This window comes from Bizionia paragorgiae (assembly GCF_900107625.1).
Classification (GTDB): Bacteria; Bacteroidota; Bacteroidia; order Flavobacteriales; family Flavobacteriaceae; genus Bizionia; species Bizionia paragorgiae.
In genome coordinates, this window is record NZ_FNQK01000009.1 from 53,309 (window position 1) to 70,083 (window position 16,775).

17 protein-coding genes are annotated in these 16,775 nt (G+C 36.0%); 6 read left to right on the forward strand and 11 right to left on the reverse strand.

What is annotated here, in order from left to right; all coding sequences use genetic code 11:
• Positions 1–7 precede the first annotated feature (7 nt).
• The 10 genes from rplV to rpsL all read right to left on the reverse strand — a co-directional run bounded on the left by rplV (position 8) and on the right by rpsL (position 6,633).
• A complete protein-coding gene (gene rplV / locus BLV64_RS08110) occupies positions 8–415 on the reverse strand; it encodes a 50S ribosomal protein L22 (RefSeq protein WP_092133868.1) in 408 nt (135 codons plus the stop codon).
• A 6-nt stretch (positions 416–421) separates the two neighbouring features.
• A complete protein-coding gene (gene rpsS / locus BLV64_RS08115; RefSeq protein ID WP_092133870.1) occupies positions 422–700 on the reverse strand; it encodes a 30S ribosomal protein S19 in 279 nt (92 codons plus the stop codon).
• Positions 701–703: 3 nt separating this feature from the next.
• A complete protein-coding gene (gene rplB, locus BLV64_RS08120; protein WP_092133872.1) occupies positions 704–1,528 on the reverse strand; it encodes a 50S ribosomal protein L2 in 825 nt (274 codons plus the stop codon).
• Between the two features lie 10 nt (positions 1,529–1,538).
• Positions 1,539–1,829 carry a 50S ribosomal protein L23 gene (gene rplW, locus BLV64_RS08125; protein WP_092133874.1) on the reverse strand — a complete coding sequence of 97 codons (291 nt, stop codon included), beginning with the start codon at positions 1,827–1,829 and terminating at the stop codon, positions 1,539–1,541.
• A 7-nt stretch (positions 1,830–1,836) separates the two neighbouring features.
• The gene (rplD, locus tag BLV64_RS08130; protein ID WP_092133876.1) at positions 1,837–2,466 is read right to left on the reverse strand and encodes a 50S ribosomal protein L4; all 630 of its coding nucleotides are present in this window, start codon (positions 2,464–2,466) and stop codon (positions 1,837–1,839) included.
• Positions 2,466–3,083: a 50S ribosomal protein L3 gene (rplC, locus tag BLV64_RS08135; protein ID WP_092133878.1), complete on the reverse strand. Its 618-nt coding sequence runs from the start codon at positions 3,081–3,083 to the stop codon at positions 2,466–2,468. Before rplC ends, rplD begins: the two co-directional genes overlap by 1 nt.
• A gap of 230 nt (positions 3,084–3,313) precedes the next feature.
• Positions 3,314–3,619 carry a 30S ribosomal protein S10 gene (rpsJ, locus tag BLV64_RS08140; protein ID WP_092133880.1) on the reverse strand — a complete coding sequence of 102 codons (306 nt, stop codon included), beginning with the start codon at positions 3,617–3,619 and terminating at the stop codon, positions 3,314–3,316.
• A gap of 11 nt (positions 3,620–3,630) precedes the next feature.
• The gene (fusA, locus tag BLV64_RS08145) at positions 3,631–5,757 is read right to left on the reverse strand and encodes an elongation factor G (protein ID WP_092133882.1); all 2,127 of its coding nucleotides are present in this window, start codon (positions 5,755–5,757) and stop codon (positions 3,631–3,633) included.
• Between the two features lie 3 nt (positions 5,758–5,760).
• The gene (rpsG, locus tag BLV64_RS08150) at positions 5,761–6,237 is read right to left on the reverse strand and encodes a 30S ribosomal protein S7 (protein ID WP_092133884.1); all 477 of its coding nucleotides are present in this window, start codon (positions 6,235–6,237) and stop codon (positions 5,761–5,763) included.
• A gap of 21 nt (positions 6,238–6,258) precedes the next feature.
• Complete coding sequence (gene rpsL / locus BLV64_RS08155) at positions 6,259–6,633, reverse strand: 30S ribosomal protein S12 (RefSeq protein WP_092133886.1); 375 nt, start codon at positions 6,631–6,633, stop codon at positions 6,259–6,261.
• Positions 6,634–6,801: 168 nt separating this feature from the next.
• Here rpsL and BLV64_RS08160 point away from each other — a divergent pair, with 168 nt between their 5' ends.
• The 6 genes from BLV64_RS08160 to rlmB all read left to right on the forward strand — a co-directional run bounded on the left by BLV64_RS08160 (position 6,802) and on the right by rlmB (position 15,811).
• Positions 6,802–8,508, forward strand: a complete 1,707-nt coding sequence (locus BLV64_RS08160; protein ID WP_092133888.1) for a BamA/TamA family outer membrane protein — start codon at positions 6,802–6,804, stop codon at positions 8,506–8,508.
• Positions 8,509–8,626: 118 nt separating this feature from the next.
• A complete protein-coding gene (locus BLV64_RS08165; protein ID WP_092133890.1) occupies positions 8,627–11,752 on the forward strand; it encodes a SusC/RagA family TonB-linked outer membrane protein in 3,126 nt (1,041 codons plus the stop codon).
• A gap of 18 nt (positions 11,753–11,770) precedes the next feature.
• Entirely contained in the window at positions 11,771–13,261 is a 1,491-nt protein-coding gene (locus BLV64_RS08170) for a SusD/RagB family nutrient-binding outer membrane lipoprotein (RefSeq protein ID WP_092133891.1), read from the forward strand.
• Positions 13,262–13,279: 18 nt separating this feature from the next.
• Positions 13,280–14,101, forward strand: a complete 822-nt coding sequence (locus BLV64_RS08175) for a hypothetical protein (RefSeq protein ID WP_092133893.1) — start codon at positions 13,280–13,282, stop codon at positions 14,099–14,101.
• 20 nt (positions 14,102–14,121) lie between these two features.
• On the forward strand, positions 14,122–15,003 hold the full coding sequence (locus BLV64_RS08180) for a hypothetical protein (protein WP_092133895.1): 882 nt from the start codon (positions 14,122–14,124) through the stop codon (positions 15,001–15,003).
• 73 nt (positions 15,004–15,076) lie between these two features.
• The gene (gene rlmB, locus BLV64_RS08185; protein ID WP_092133897.1) at positions 15,077–15,811 is read left to right on the forward strand and encodes a 23S rRNA (guanosine(2251)-2'-O)-methyltransferase RlmB; all 735 of its coding nucleotides are present in this window, start codon (positions 15,077–15,079) and stop codon (positions 15,809–15,811) included.
• Here rlmB and BLV64_RS08190 read toward each other — a convergent pair.
• Complete coding sequence (locus BLV64_RS08190) at positions 15,806–16,579, reverse strand: rhomboid family intramembrane serine protease (RefSeq protein WP_092133899.1); 774 nt, start codon at positions 16,577–16,579, stop codon at positions 15,806–15,808. The two genes, rlmB and BLV64_RS08190, sit on opposite strands and share 6 nt — an antisense overlap.
• Between the last annotated feature and the right edge of the window lie 196 nt (positions 16,580–16,775).

Below are 16,775 nucleotides of genomic sequence, written 5' to 3' on the forward strand. Positions count from 1 at the left end.
ATCTATCTTAGCTTTGTGTATTATTGTTAGCTCCTACCACGATAGTCACGTGGTTTGAACGTTTTCTTATTCTGTGTGCACGACCTTGTGGTGCTGGACGTAATCTTTTTAACATAGATCCGCCATCTACTCTGATCTCTTTAACAAAAAGTTCTGCTTCTTCGATGCTTGCGTCTTCGTTTTTAGCTTGCCAGTTAGCGATAGCTGATACTAACAAGGTCTCTAAACGATTTGAAGCTTCTTTAGAACTAAACTTTAAAATGTTAAGTGCTTTTTCTACGCGTTCACCTCTTACTAAATCGGCTACTAAACGCATTTTTCTCGGTGATGTAGGACAGTTATTAAGCTTTGCAAAAGCGATGTGCTTTTTACTTTCCTTAATAGCGTCTGCCATTTGTTTTTTACGACTTCCCATAGCTTACTACTTTTTACCTTTATTTTTAGCACCAGCGTGACCTCTAAAAGATCTTGTTGGTGAAAATTCTCCTAACTTGTGACCTACCATGTTCTCTGTTACGTAAACAGGTACGAACTGGCGACCGTTATGCACTGCGATTGTTTGTCCAACAAAATCCGGTGTAATCATACTAGCTCTAGACCAGGTTTTGATTACCGTTTTTTTGTTAGTTTCTACGTTAGCAGCAACTTTTTTCTCTAGTTTATAATGAACGTAAGGTCCTTTTTTTAGTGATCTTGACATATCTTATTTCTTTCTACGTTCTACAATATATTTATTACTCGCTTTTGTTTTAGAACGGGTTCTATAACCTTTAGCAGGTACTCCATTTCTAGAACGTGGATGTCCACCAGAAGACTTACCTTCACCACCACCCATTGGGTGATCGACAGGGTTCATCACTACTGGTCTAGTACGAGGTCTTCTACCTAACCATCTGCTTCTACCAGCTTTTCCAGAAACTAATAATTGATGATCTGAGTTAGATACCGCTCCTACTGTAGCCATACATGTAACCAAGATTAATCTTGTTTCTCCAGATGGTAATTTAATAGAGGCAAACTTTCCTTCTCTCGCCATTAACTGTGCGAATGATCCAGCACTACGAGCCATAACAGCTCCTTGACCTGGACGTAATTCTACACAAGATATAATAGTTCCTAATGGAATATTAGCTAGAGGCATAGCGTTTCCAATTTCTGGAGCAACACCTTCGCCTGAAACCACGGTTTGTCCAACTTGTAAACCATTTTGAGCAATGATATAAGCTTTCTCACCATCTTGGTAATTTAACAACGCAATAAACGCTGTTCTGTTTGGATCGTACTGAATAGATTTCACTTCCGCAGGAATTCCTGTTTTGTTTCTTTTGAAATCGATAATACGATACCTCTTCTTATGACCACCACCGATGTAGCGCATAGTCATACGACCTTGACTGTTTCTACCACCTGAACGTTTTTTCGGAGCTAATAAACTCTTCTCCGGCTTATCAGTAGTAACGGCGTCAAATCCATTTACTACTCTAAATCGCTGTCCTGGTGTGATTGGTTTTAATTTTCTTACTGACATTTGTCTTTAATTACATGTTAGTGTATAAATCAATTATCTCACCTTCCGCCAGTTGTACAATTGCTTTTTTAAGAGCATTTGTTTTACCATGTTGAATACCAGTTTTTGTAAACTTAGTTTTTCTATCTGGACGGACATTTATAGTACGAACTTTTTCAACAGAAACGCCATAAGCAGCTTCCACTGCTTTTTTAATTTCTACCTTGTTCGCCTTGGTATTCACGAAAAAACTGAAGCAGTTGTTTAACTCACTGTTTGCAGTTGCTTTTTCTGTGATTATAGGTTTAATTAAGATACTCATTGTTTCTCTATTTACTTAAATTCGTTTCAATTCCTTCTAAAGCACCTTCTAAAAGTATTACTTGATTTGCATTTAAAATCTTGTAAGTACTTAATTCTGAGCTAGTTATAACTTCAGATCCTTTTAAATTACGTGAAGACAAATATACGTTATTATTTGAATCACCCAACACAAAGAGGGCTTTTTTATTCTGTAAGTCTAAAGCTTTTAATATGTTAGTGAAGTTTTTTGTCTTTGGCGTATCGAATTTAAAATCTTCTAATACAACAATTGACTTCTCATTAGCTTTCATACTTAACGCTGATCTACGTGCTAAACGCTTCAGGTTTTTATTAAGTTTCATAGAGTAGTTTCTAGGTCTTGGTCCGAACATACGTCCACCACCTCTAAACACACCAGACTTAATACTACCTGCTCTAGCAGTACCTGTTCCTTTTTGCTTCTTAATCTTACGTGTACTTCCAGAAATCTCAGCTCTTTCTTTCGACTTGTGAGTTCCTTGTCTTTGGTTTGCTAAGTATTGTTTAACATCCAAATATACAGCGTGATTATTAGGCTCTATAGCAAAAACATCGCTAGAAAGGTTTGCCTTTCTACCTGTTTCTTTTCCGTTTATATCTAAAACTGCTATTTCCATTACTTTCTAATGATTACATAAGAATTTTTGTGTCCAGGTACACACCCTTTAACAACTAGTAGGTTCTTTTCAGCCACCACTTTTAAAACTCTTAAATTTTGAATTTTTACTGAGTCTCCACCCATTCTTCCTGCCATACGCATTCCTTTGAATACACGTGCTGGATAAGATGCAGCTCCAATTGATCCAGGTGCTCTTAAACGGTTATGTTGACCGTGAGTAGCTTGACCTACACCACCGAAACCATGACGCTTTACAACCCCTTGAAATCCTTTACCTTTTGATGTTCCTGAAACATCAACAAATTCACCTTCTGTGAAATGCTCTACAGTGATTGCATCACCTAAATTGTACTCCTTATCAAAACCTTGAAATTCTACGATTTTGCGTTTTACAGAAGTTCCTGCTTTCTTAGCGTGACCTAGGTCTGCTTTTGTAGCACTTTTTTCTGTCGCGTCATCGAAACCAAGTTGAATAGCTTCATAACCATCAACTTCTTCAGTTCTGACTTGGGTAACGATACATGGTCCAGCTTCGATTACTGTACATGGAATGTTCTTTCCATTTTCGTCGAAGATGCTGGTCATACCGATTTTTTTTCCAATTAACCCAGACATAATTATTGTTTATTATATTATGGACAACTCGCGATTTGTCCTGCTTATTTATTTGTAGACAAGTCGCGACTTGTCTTTAAAAACTCAAGGCCGAAAATACGTTTTCAGCCTTGAATTGTATTTTTACCGTTTTTCCTTAACCAGTCGTTAAGGACATGTAATTTCTGCAAAAGTAGAAATCTCTTCTTAGATAGCCTAAATAAATTTAGGTTATTTTAAAAGTACCTTACTTAAACTTTAATTTCAACTTCAACTCCACTTGGTAATTCAAGTTTCATTAACGCGTCAATTGTTTTAGAAGATGACGAGTAAATATCTAATAATCTCTTGTAAGAGCTTAATTGAAATTGTTCTCTAGACTTCTTGTTTACGTGTGGTGAACGTAATACAGTGAAAATTTTCTTGTGTGTTGGTAACGGAATTGGACCTGTTACTACAGCACCTGTACTTTTTACTGTTTTTACAATCTTTTCAGCAGACTTGTCTACTAAGCTGTGATCGTAAGACTTTAATTTTATTCTGATTTTTTGACTCATTTTCTTAAGATTTACGATTCAGTGCCTTTAGCAGCTTTGATTACTTCTTCTGATATGTTTGATGGTGTTTCAGCATAGTGTGAAAACTCCATAGTAGATGTTGCACGACCTGAAGATAATGTTCTTAATGTTGTTACATAACCAAACATTTCAGATAATGGTACTGTTGCTTTTACAGTTTTAGCACCTGCTCTATCTCCCATATCACTTACTTGACCTCTTCTTCTATTTAAATCTCCAACGATATCACCCATATTTTCTTCAGGAGTAATAACCTCAAGTTTCATAATAGGCTCCATAATTACAGCTTTTGCTGCTTTTGCAGAGTTTTTAAATCCAAGTTTAGCCGCTAATTCGAATGATAATTGATCCGAATCCACATCGTGATAAGATCCGTCTGTTAATGTTACTTTCATAGCATCAACTTCGTAACCTGCTAATGGACCGTTAATCATAGCTGTTTTAAATCCTTTTTCAATTGAAGGGATAAATTCTTTAGGAACGTTACCACCTTTAATTGTAGACTCAAACTGTAATCCAACAGCACCTTCCTCAGCCGGTTCTAATGTAAATACAATGTCTGCGAATTTACCACGTCCACCAGATTGTTTCTTATAAACTTCTCTGTGTTCTGCACGTTGTGTAATAGCTTCTTTGTACTCTACTTGAGGTTGCCCTTGGTTTACTTCTACTTTAAACTCACGTCTTAAACGATCTACAATAATATCTAAGTGAAGCTCACCCATTCCTGATATAATTGTTTGACCTGAATTCTCGTCAGTTCTTGCTGTAAATGTTGGATCTTCTTCAGCTAATTTAGCTAAAGCCATACCTAATTTATCAACATCAGCCTTTGTTTTAGGCTCTACCGCGATACCAATTACTGGATCAGGGAAGTCCATAGACTCTAATACAATTGGGTGTTTCTCATCAGACATAGTATCACCAGTCTTGATATCTTTAAACCCTACTGCTGCACCAATATCTCCTGCCTCGATAAAATCGATAGCATTTTGTTTATTAGCGTGCATTTGGTAGATACGAGAAATACGTTCTTTTTTACCTGAACGGTTGTTCAAGATGTAAGATCCTGCATCTAAACGACCAGAATACGCACGGAAGAATGCTAAACGTCCTACGAAAGGATCGGTAGCAATTTTAAATGCTAATGCAGCGAAAGGCTCCTTAACATCTGGCTTACGTCTTTCTTCTTTATCAGTATCTGGATTTGTCCCTATTACACTTTCTCTATCCATTGGAGAAGGTAAGTAACGACAAACAGCATCTAATAAGAACTGTACACCTTTATTTTTAAATGAAGACCCACAAACCATAGGAATGATTGCCATATCCATTACAGCAGCTCTAAGCGCAGCGTGCACTTCATCTTCTGTAATAGAATCTTCATCTTCCATGAATTTTTCTAATAAATCTTCGTCATACCCAGCAACTTCCTCGATTAATAAAGCACGGTATTTACGTACTTCATCTTTCATATCTTCAGGAATATCTACAACATCAAATGTAGAACCGAAGTTATCATCATGCCATACAATTGCTCTGTTTTTTACTAAATCTACGATACCTTTAAATTCATCCTCATCACCAATGTTTAAAACGATTGGCACTGCGTTAGACTTTAACATATCTTTTACTTGCTGACAAACACCTAAAAAGTCTGATCCTTGACGGTCCATTTTATTAACGAAACCAATTCTTGGAACTTTATAGTTATCTGCTAGTCTCCAGTTAGTTTCAGATTGTGGTTCTACACCATCTACTGCACTAAATAAGAAAACTAAACCATCAAGAACACGTAAAGAACGATTTACCTCTACAGTAAAATCTACGTGACCCGGTGTGTCAATAATATTAAAGTGGTAATCTTGAGCCTCATCTGTAGGTACACCATTCTCTTTAGGGAATGTCCAGTCACATGTCGTTGCAGCCGAAGTAATTGTAATACCTCTTTCTGCCTCTTGTTCCATCCAGTCCATCGTAGATGATCCTTCGTGAGTTTCCCCAATTTTATGGTTTACCCCTGTATAAAAAAGAATACGCTCAGTTGTTGTTGTTTTACCAGCATCAATATGAGCCGCAATTCCGATATTTCTTGTTAATCTTAAATCTCTTGCCATTTGTTAAAATCTAAAGTGTGAGAATGCTTTGTTTGCTTCTGCCATCTTATGAGTATCTACTCTTTTCTTAACCGCCGCTCCTTCTTCTTTAGCTGCTGCTAAAATCTCTGAAGCTAAACGCTGTGCCATCGACTTTTCGTTTCTTTTACGAGAATAGCTAATTAACCATTTCATCGCTGTTGAAACCTTACGGTCTGCTCTGATTGGGTTAGGAATTTGGAATGTAGCTCCACCAACTCTACGACTACGTACTTCTACGTGAGGCATAACGTTAGACAAGGCATCTTTCCAAGTTTCTAAAGCTGTTTTTTCTTCGTCTGTCTTCTTTGCTTCTACGATATCAATTGCATCGTAAAATACTTTAAAAGCTACCGATTTCTTACCATCCCACATCATCATGTTCACGAAACGTGTCACTAACTGATCGTTAAAACGTGGATCTGGTAAAAGCGGTCTCTTTTTTGCTGCTTTTTTTCTCATGTCTTCTTCTTAAAGTTTTAATTACTTCTTAGGGCGTTTTGCACCATACTTAGATCTACGTTGCGTTCTTCCTTCTACACCTGCGGTGTCTAAAGCTCCACGAACAATGTGGTATCTAACTCCTGGTAAATCTTTTACCCTTCCACCTCTAACCAATACTATCGAGTGCTCTTGTAAGTTGTGTCCTTCTCCAGGGATGTAAGCATTTACCTCTTTACCATTTGTCAACCTTACACGCGCTACTTTACGCATCGCTGAGTTTGGTTTTTTTGGCGTTGTTGTGTAAACACGCGTACATACACCTCGTCTTTGAGGACACGAATCTAAAGCAACCGATTTACTCTTCTTGGTTATTTTGGTTCTTCCTTTTCGTACTAATTGTGAAATTGTTGGCATATATTTTTATATATAATTTTACGTTACCTCTGTTTAAGAGGGGTGCAAATGTATGAATTTTAATTAATAATTCAAATCTTAACTAATTAATTTTCAATAGAATTTTAAAAAAACAACATCCCAATACCATTCCGTTGGTTTTTTCCGTTAGTTTTATACCCGTTTAAAATGAATGCTTTAGTGAAATCAAATTCTTACCTCTTCCTTATCATTATCTTACTCCTCTCTTCTAAAGCGGCAGCACAAACCCTATATTTAGAAGTGATAGGAGAAACAGATTCTATAAGCAGCATTCTAAAAAACTATTCTAACGTCAAAAAACACAATGACGCCATTGCCTTAAAACAAACCCTAAACAATTTACAAGCTTCATTATATAAGGACGGCTATATTAACCACCGCATTCTAAGAAAAACCAAAACAAACGACAGCACATGGACATACCATTTTAAATTAAATACAAGATTTAAACACATCACCATACATCATAAATCGCATACCCTCCCCATTAAATTACTACAACAATTCACCAAAACAATAGGTGAATCTAATTTTACCATTCCATTTCAAAACACAGAAACGACTTTAGAAGCGCTTCAACTCGACATCGCGAACAACGGATTTCCATTCGCGACACTAAACCTAGAAAATATTTCAACTAAAAGTGCAGACACACTTCAAGCGGATTTAAAAATCAGCCATACGAATACCCCAAGACAACTAGATGCTATTGTTATAAAAGGGTATACCAATTTTCCAAAATCTTATTTAAAACGCTACCTCAAAATAAAACCTGCCAATCATTTCAACATAAAGACCATCAAAAAAAAGCTTGAAGGCCTAAACACGATTCGATTTGCTCGTCAAATTAAAGATCCCGAAGTTTTATTTAGTCCGGATTCTACCTCCCTATATATTTACTTAGAAAAAACACCGAGTAATAGTTTTGATGGCTATTTAGGATTTAGCACCAATGAAACCAACAACAAATTAGAGTTTAATGGCTATGTTAAATTAGACCTACACAATAATTTCAATTTCGGAGAGTCTTTCAATTTAAATTACAAAAGCACAGAGAGTGAACAGAAAAACTTTGATATCACCCTAAACCTGCCCTATCTCTTTAGTACGCCATTAGGAACAGAATTACAACTTAACATCCTAAAACAAGACTCGACATTTACCACAGTAAAGCAAAGTGCGAAACTATTTTATCAGATCGACACTACGTCACGTATCTTTTTAGGTCTCGAAAATTATAGCTCTAACAGTTTATTAGACACCCCTGTGTTTTCGACCACCGATGATTACAAATCAAATTTCTATACTTTAAAATACACTTTTGAAAACAGAAACCCGACCGACAAACTTTTTCCTATACAAACGTACGCCTCATTAGAAGGTGGAATTGGACAACGTACACGAGATAATCTCAGCGAGAAACAAACAAAAATCAACTTAAAAGCCTTTCACACTATAGATTTTAACAGACAAAACAGCTTTTATATACAAGCTAGCGGGGCCCTATTAAACACAAATAAACCCTTAGAGAACGAATTGTACCGTTTTGGAGGCATACAATCTATGCGTGGTTTTACCGAAGAAAGCTTATTAGCTACTGCATTTATAACAGTAAATACAGAATACCGCTACCGTTTAAGCAACACCATATACGCACACACTATAATTGATTATGCGTCATTAAATAATACTGTCACCAGTCAAAAGAATAATTTATACGGCTTTGGTATAGGCTTTGGACTCCTCACCCGGGCAGGGCTCTTAAAGTTAAACTATGCTAACGGTAAGCACGAATCTCAAAAATTTCAATTCTCAAACTCAAATATCCATCTGAGTTTATCCTCATATTTCTAATAATGCGCGAAAATAAACACCTCATTTGAAAAGTTTTTTGAAATTTTAACCAATAAATATTGTTTTATTAACTTTTTATTATGATTTTTGGCCTAGACTAATTCAAATAAAATATAAAATGAAAACAAAGTTTAGTGGAATTTTAACGCTGTTTCTAGCGTTTGTTGTGCAACTCACGTTCGCACAAGAAAAATCAATTTCAGGAACGATTTCCGATGAAAACGGATTACCGTTGCCTGGGGTAAATATTGTTGTTAAAGGTACCAATAGCGGTACGCAATCAGATTTCGACGGTAAGTACGCGCTATCTGCTAGCACCGGAGACGTTATTACATACTCTTTCGTAGGGTATAAAGACGTTAACAAAACTGTTGGAACATCTAACACAATAAGCTTCTCAATGGAAGTTGATGTAGCAACTATCGACGAGGTAGTTATTACAGCAATGGGTATTAAGAGAGAAAAGAGAGAGACATCCTATGTTACCGAGTCGGTAGATAGCGATAAGCTTTTAACTGTTCAACCACAGTCTGCTGCATCAGCTCTTGCTGGTAAAGTAGCTGGTTTACAAATTAATGTGCAGGACAACGGTGTTAAACCAAGTACACAAATATTATTACGTGGACTTCGTTCAATTACTCAGTCTAACTCAGCATTAATAGTAATTGACGGTTCTATTTCTACTCAAGGTGCTTTTGACCAATTAAACCCTAACGATATTGAAAGCATTAATACGTTAAAAGGTGCTACTGCAGCAGCTCTTTACGGTTCTAGAGCAGCAAACGGTGCCCTATTAATTACAACAAAAACTGGACAAAAAGGAGACAAATTTACAATTGGTGTTAACTCTTCGTACACTATCGAGCAAGTAGCTTATATGCCAGACTTCCAAACTCAATATGGGTCAGGATGGCAAGGTGCTTACGATCCTTATGAAAACACAAACTGGGGTCCAGCTTTTGACGGCGTAAGAAGACGTGTTGGTCCAATCTTTAATGATGGATCATACCAAAGTTTAGCTTATGCACCAATTAAAGATAACTTAAAAGATTTTTACAACACTGGTGGATCATCTAACAATACTGTTTATGTATCAGGTAGTGATGAAAAAAATAGATTTTATATGTCTTTTGGTAGATTAGAAACAGAAGGTATTGTTCCAGATGACACGTATACTAGAAACTCTTTAAGAGTAAATGCTAGTAGAAAAATGGGGAAACTTGAATTAGGTTTAACATCTAGTTATACAACTGACAAATCTGATTTAGTAGGTCAAACTATTGGATCTCAAGATCGTCCTTTATACTGGTTTATCCTTAACACAACTGCAAACATTCCTTTAAGTCAATACAAAGATTGGAGAAATGATAAATATGCATCACCTAATGGATGGTATAATGCTTATTACCAAAACCCTTACTGGGCTATTGACACAAACAGAGATACAGACAAATCTAATCGTCTTGTAGCAAACATGAACGCTGATTGGGAAGTAACTGAATGGTTAGATCTTACTGGTCGTATTGGTGTTAACAGTTTAAACTCAATAGGTAAAGAGTGGAGAGATGCTCAAGCTTACGCTCCAAATAGCGATTACTTAGAGACAGCTGGTCGACCAGATCCAGTTTCATCTTTTGTTGAAGACTACGAAGCACAATCACTTGAATACTCTGCTGACTTTTTAGCTCAGAGTGAATTTGAATTATCAGAAAAATTTAATTTAAAAGCTATTTTAGGTGCAACTACATTAACTCAAAAGCTTAGACAAAGTGCTTACCGTGCTAACAACTTAAGTATACCTGGGTTTTATGATTTATCTAACACAACAGGTCAATTAGCTGGAGGATTAGTTGGTGGAGCATTTGTTAACGAAAGAGTTAAAAGAACTTATGGTCTTTTTGGAGACTTCAGTCTTGGATATGACAACTTCCTATTTGCAAGTTTCTCTGGTAGACAAGATTACACTTCTACTTTAAGCAGTGATAACAATAGTTATTTCTACCCATCATTTGGTTTATCTTTCTTATTCTCTGATTTATTAAACTTTGATGCTTTAAACTTCGGTAAAGTTACTTATAGTAATGCTACTGTGTATAATGATTTAGGTCCTTACTCAATTAATGAAACTTACGGTCAACAAGCTGGATTCCCATATTCTTCAACTGGACTTAACGGTTTTGTTGTATCGGGTGTAGCTGTAGATACTAATGTTCAGAAAGAGAAGATTAAAACCGATGAAATCGGATTAAACTTAGAGTTCTTTAAGCGTCGTGTTACATTAAACGCTGCATATTACCAAACTACAACTACAGACTTAATTACGACTGCAACAACAGCTCCATCAGCTGGTTCTAACAGTATACTTACAAACATTGGATCTGTTGAAGGTTCAGGTGTAGAGTTAAGTCTTGGTTTAGTTCCTTTTAGAGCTGAAAATGACGGAGATTTTAACTGGGATGTAAATGTAAACTTTACAACTAACGAAAATAAAGTTGTATCAATCCAACCAGGATTAGATCAAATTCAAATTGGAGGAGGTGCAACCTCTGGATTATGGGCTGTTGTAGGAGAAGATTTTCCTCAAGTAAGAGCTGTTGGATACGAAAGAGATGATCAAGGACGAGTTATTGTTAACGCTAATACAGGTAATCCAGTTGTTGGAGGACTTAAAGATTTAGGAAAAACAACTCCAGATTACATCGTTGGTTTAACAAATGCAGTAAGCTACAAAGGGTTTACGTTAACTGGTACTATGGATTATAGAACAGGACACGTATACATTTCTCAATTAGGTGATGCTATGGAATTTACAGGAAGATCTGCAGAAAGTGTGTCTTCTAACCGTCAAGATTTCGTATTCCCTAATTCAGTTGTAAACGTTGGAACAGCAAACGATCCTGTTTATGTTGCAAATAACAATATTCCAGTAACAGGAGGTCGTCAGAACTTTTGGACTAATACATACAACGACATTAAAGAAAACTACGTGAAAGATGCAACTGCATTAAAATTAAGAGAGGTTTCTTTAAGATATGATATGCCTTCTAAATACTTAGATAATGCATTTATCTCAAAATTATCGATTGCTCTTATTGGTCGTAATCTAATCACATGGTTACCAGAAGAGAACAGATTCTCAGATCCAGAATTTAACAATTCTGCAGGAAACGGTATCGGTTTAGGTGGATATTTCCAATCTCCTCCAACGAGATCATTTGGTGTGAATCTTAATCTAGAATTTTAATTTTAAACAAACTTGAAAATGAAAAATATATTTAAATTATTCTCAATTGTAATGCTCTCGATTATTACAGTTGGTTGTAGTGACGAGTATTTGGATGTCAATACTGACCCAAATAACCCAATTACAGCGTCACCAGACTTGTTACTACCAGTAGCACAGCGATACACTGCCTACACGATTACGGGCCCTACTGGAGCGCGAAGATTAAACACATTAGGTAACCTAATGATGTATAACTGGAGCCAATCGGACGGATACTCATGGTACCAAGATGAATTTGAATACAGAGGTAACTCAACTTTTTATTCAACAATTTGGACTTACCAGTACCAAAATACATTAAAGCAATACCATACAATGGATGTTGATACTCCAAACTATGAGTATTACAAAGCGATTTCTAAAATTATGAAATCATTCCACTTCCAAAATTTAGTTGACACTTACGGTGACATACCATATTTTGAAGCACTACAAAGAGGTGATAATCCTACACCTGCATTTGATGATGCATTAACTGTTTATGAAGATTTAATCGTACAATTAGACAATGCAATCGCATTAATTAATGCTGGTAATGCTAACGCAAATGTTTTAACTCCAGGTGGTTCAGACATTATGTACGGAGGAGACATGAACGAATGGAAGAAATTTGCAAATACTGTTAAATTAAGAATATTAGTAAGACAGTCTGATATGGTAGGTAGAGATGCATACATCAATACTGAATTCCAAAAAATTGCTAACGAAGGTTCTGGTTTTATCACAGCAAACGCTACAGCTAACCCTGGTTATGCAGAGCAAGAAGATCAGCAAAATCCTTTCTGGTCAAACTTTGGCCAAACTACAGCAGGAGAGTACGTAAACAACTATTTTGCTACATGTGCAACACCTTTCGTTTTAGATTATTTAACAGATACTAATGATCCTCGTATTGATTATATCTATGAAAAACCTGACACTGGACACTTAGGTGTAGAGCAAGGACTAGATTCTTATCCTGCAGGAGGAGCTTTAACAGAACCTTACGTTTCTAACATTGGTCCTGGATTATTAAAAGGTTCTGAGCAAGATTCAGTTATATTTTCTTTAGCTGAAGCAGAATTTTTACAAGCAGAAGCAGCATTAAAAACATTTTTATCTTCTAGTGCACAACAGCACTACGAAAATGGTATTACAGCTTCTTTTGATTATTTAGGTGTAGGTGCAGCTAATGCCGCAGGATACTACACACAACCAATCAATTTAGTAAGTTGGGGATCTACTTCTAACAAACTAGAAGCTATCATTACTCAAAAATGGGTTGCATTAAACGGTCTTGACGCTGCTCAAAGCTGGTATGATTTTAGTAGAACAGGTTATCCATCAAACTTACCAATCTCTTTATCTTCTCCAGAAGCTAACAGACCAGTAAGATTGGCTTACCCTTCTCAAGAAATCTCTGGAAACGGTGGAAATGTACCATCTCAACCAAATGTATTCACAAGTAAAATATTTTGGGCTAACTAAAATTAAAAAATATAAAATATGAAAACAATAAATAAATTTTTAATCTTAATGGTATTATCATTATCATTTACATCTTGTCTAGTAGACGATGATGTAATGACAGATGCCATTGCAGATACTCCTGATTTAGTAGGATTTATGAGTAGCTCTCGTAACGCTTTGGTGACAGAGGGTACAGGTAGTTATGACCTAGAAACAACTGTAGGAGTAATAGGACCTAACGTAGCTACTATTACCGAAGATGTACAATTATCAATTGAAGTAAACGCTGCGTCTACTGCTATAGAAGGTGTACACTACACTTTAGGAGATACATCTTTAACTTTAAGCCCTTCTACAGGGTTATCAGGAGCGGTTCCTTTTACGGTATTATCTGATGATAGTTCAATTACAGCTCCAAGTTCTTTTACTTTAATTCTTGATATTGTTGCTTCTAGCGGAGGTAATGGTGTTATACCAAGTGGAAAAACGGGATCTCAAACTATTAACATATCTTACTTATGTAACTCTGATTTAGCTGGAGCTTATGTAACAACTTCTGGTCCGTTTGCAAATGTGAATATCACAGAATTAGCAGATGGTGTTTACGAGCATGATACATTACCAGGGTTAAGTTCTGGTGGAGCTGGAATTCCTTTTGAATTTAGCGATTCATGTGGTACAATTACAATTGATACCTTAGTACTTGGAGGAAGCTACTTAGTTCAAGGATCTGGAGTAGTTGACCCAGTTACAGGTGTTATTACAATCAATGGTTACATTTTATACAACAGTACAACTGTAGATTCAGGACCATTTTTCGATAACTCAGGAGAAACATTTGTGTATACTCCTAACTAATCTATTAAAATTAGAAACAAATGAATAAAATATATAAAAATTCTATTAAATATTTATCACTGTCTGCACTTATATTAACAGGATTAACTTCTTGTGAAGACGATGATTTTGAAGGAGTGGATACAGTAAGTTACTCTCCAGTAACAGTAACTTTAACAGCAGATGACAACGATGTTACTGTTGTAGAAACAGATGGAACTGCAGTTTATACTATTACTGCTAGTATCTCTGCACCACAAGAATTAGATTACCCAGTTACTTTCGAGCAAACTGCCGGTGATGCTACTAAAGGTGTAGATTTTGATTTCGATGATGCATTAATAATATATGCTGGTACAACTTCTGCAACAGCAAGTGTTGTAGTGTATCAAACAGGAGATATTGAAAACGATGAAACGTTTACAATTTCTGCAATGACACAAGATTCTAATATCTCATTAACTCCATTCACATTTAATGGAACGATCACAGGAGATTACATCAATGATGTATTAGACCTTGTATTATCATGGGATGGTAGTGCTTCACAAGACGGAGTAACTATAGAAAGTTTCTGTGGTATGGATCTTGATTTACTTTTATTAGACCAAAATGGTATTTTAATAGACTATATTGTAGGAACAGGAGACTGTCCTGAAGTAGGTTCAGTTTCAGGTTTACCTGATGGAACATATGAAATCGCAATTGATTTATATGAAAATCCATTAGAAGACTATGGTTTCACAGATACATTACCAGTTCAATTGACTTATAGTCAAGAGCACTTTATCAATGAAACTGTGTTTGATTACTCTGGAGGATATACGTTAAGTACACCAGGTGATGTAAACATGGGTAACTTAATGTCTATAGCTACATTAACTGTAACTAATGGTTACGAGTACACTGTAACGCCTCTATAACATTTATAGTACCAAATAATTAATTCTAAAAGAGACTGATGAAAATCAGTCTCTTTTTGTTTACTTTTGTTTTATGGAAAAAGACACACAGATTTTTGGTTTAAGAGCCATTATTGAAGCCATACAGGCTAACAATACCATTGATAAGGTATTCTTACAAAAAGGACTTAAAGGCGAGCTCTTTCAAGAGCTTGAGTTTGCTATAAAGAAAAACGGTATAAACGCATCGTATGTACCGGTTGAAAAACTGAATAAATTAACAAAAAACAATCACCAAGGTGCCGTAGCACAAATAGCACCCATAACTTTTCATGATCTAGAAACTCTAGTAGAAAACACAATTGCTAGTGGGGCTACTCCCCTTTTTCTTTTGTTAGATCAATTAAGCGATGTAAGAAATTTTGGTGCTATAATTAGAACGGCAGAGTGTACTGGTGTTAACGGAATTATAGTACAAAAAAAAGGTGGAGCTCCGGTAAATGGAGACACAATTAAAACAAGTGCTGGAGCTGTATTTAAAATTCCAATTTGTAAAGTAGACCACATAAAAGATGCGATGTTTTATATGCAGGCATCGGGGATAAAAGTCATTGCGGCGACAGAAAAAACAGATCAAACCATTTACGATGTCTCTTTTAAAGAACCTTGTGCCATAATAATGGGATCGGAAGGCCGTGGTATTAATCCGTCGGTATTAAAACTAGTAGATAACAAAGCCAAGCTACCTTTATTGGGTGAAATCGAATCTTTAAATGTATCGGTTGCTTGTGGGGTATTCTTATATGAAGTTCTAAGACAACGTTTATAAATCGTTGTCTTTATTTTCTTTAAACACATAGCGTATATTTGGTGAACTTTGTGTTGAAGACAACTGTGAACTTGGAGTCTCCTCCTCTATTTCATCTGGTTTAGGAGTGGGCACAAATTTACCATCTTCGTCGAAGTGTTTCATGAACTCATCGTCTTCTGGATTAAATTGCTCTTGCTCCCAGTCGTACTTGGTCACTTTAGCTATTTTCTTTTTAAAAATCAATGCAAAAAGCAAGCCTGTAATTAGGCCAGCAGTATGTCCTTCCCACGACACTTTTTCGTCGACTGGAAACGCATAAACAAACATGCTTCCATACAAGAAAATGACCACTAAAGACAAAGCGATTAACCTATAATGTTTAGCAAATAGACCTTTAAAAAAGTTAAAACTAAACAACACGTAAATGAGTCCGCTAATTCCAATATGATAGGACGGCCTACCAATGGCCCAAGTTATTAATCCCGAAAGTAAAATACCATAAATTATAACCTTTAGAGCGACTTCCTTATAGAAGTAAAACAAGGCTGCCGACAATACAAATAGTGGGATGGTATTGGAGTACAAATGTTTAATTCCAGAATGTATAAACGGACTAAAAACAATACCACGCAGGCCTTTTAACGTTTGCGGGTATATACCATACTTGTTAAAGCGATAACCAAAACGGATTTCGATAGAAAAGACAAACCATATTAGTAAGACTAATAGTAGCGGATAGAGAATAACATCTATAGAAAATTTAAACGGATCGTTTGTTTTATTCATAAGTACAATATATCAAAATAGTTACCACTTATTACACTAATGATAAAATGTCAGTTGCGAGAGGGATAGAATGGCCTGTTTGAAATCCTTTTTACCCATTAAAAAGATTGAGTAATGATAGCCCGGTTACTTTGAGAGGTACGAGCAAAGTAACTCGCCATATAAATTATTTGACCACGCCCCTTTTTATTCCCCT

Bases quoted from the DNA above. Each gene is read 5' to 3' on its own strand.
- rpsS (WP_092133870.1), bottom strand. From the start codon at position 700: ATGTCAAGATCACTAAAAAAAGGACCTTACGTTCATTATAAACTAGAG.
- BLV64_RS08190 (WP_092133899.1), bottom strand. From the start codon at position 16,579: ATGAATAAAACAAACGATCCGTTTAAATTTTCTATAGATGTTATTCTC.
- rpsG (WP_092133884.1), bottom strand. From the start codon at position 6,237: ATGAGAAAAAAAGCAGCAAAAAAGAGACCGCTTTTACCAGATCCACGT.
- rplC (WP_092133878.1), bottom strand. From the start codon at position 3,083: ATGTCTGGGTTAATTGGAAAAAAAATCGGTATGACCAGCATCTTCGAC.
- BLV64_RS08160 (WP_092133888.1), top strand. From the start codon at position 6,802: ATGAATGCTTTAGTGAAATCAAATTCTTACCTCTTCCTTATCATTATC.
- BLV64_RS08180 (WP_092133895.1), top strand. From the start codon at position 14,122: ATGAATAAAATATATAAAAATTCTATTAAATATTTATCACTGTCTGCA.
- fusA (WP_092133882.1), bottom strand. From the start codon at position 5,757: ATGGCAAGAGATTTAAGATTAACAAGAAATATCGGAATTGCGGCTCAT.
- rlmB (WP_092133897.1), top strand. From the start codon at position 15,077: ATGGAAAAAGACACACAGATTTTTGGTTTAAGAGCCATTATTGAAGCC.
- rplB (WP_092133872.1), bottom strand. From the start codon at position 1,528: ATGTCAGTAAGAAAATTAAAACCAATCACACCAGGACAGCGATTTAGA.
- rplD (WP_092133876.1), bottom strand. From the start codon at position 2,466: ATGGAAATAGCAGTTTTAGATATAAACGGAAAAGAAACAGGTAGAAAG.
- BLV64_RS08170 (WP_092133891.1), top strand. From the start codon at position 11,771: ATGAAAAATATATTTAAATTATTCTCAATTGTAATGCTCTCGATTATT.
- rpsL (WP_092133886.1), bottom strand. From the start codon at position 6,633: ATGCCAACAATTTCACAATTAGTACGAAAAGGAAGAACCAAAATAACC.
- BLV64_RS08175 (WP_092133893.1), top strand. From the start codon at position 13,280: ATGAAAACAATAAATAAATTTTTAATCTTAATGGTATTATCATTATCA.
- BLV64_RS08165 (WP_092133890.1), top strand. From the start codon at position 8,627: ATGAAAACAAAGTTTAGTGGAATTTTAACGCTGTTTCTAGCGTTTGTT.
- rplW (WP_092133874.1), bottom strand. From the start codon at position 1,829: ATGAGTATCTTAATTAAACCTATAATCACAGAAAAAGCAACTGCAAAC.
- rplV (WP_092133868.1), bottom strand. From the start codon at position 415: ATGGGAAGTCGTAAAAAACAAATGGCAGACGCTATTAAGGAAAGTAAA.
- rpsJ (WP_092133880.1), bottom strand. From the start codon at position 3,619: ATGAGTCAAAAAATCAGAATAAAATTAAAGTCTTACGATCACAGCTTA.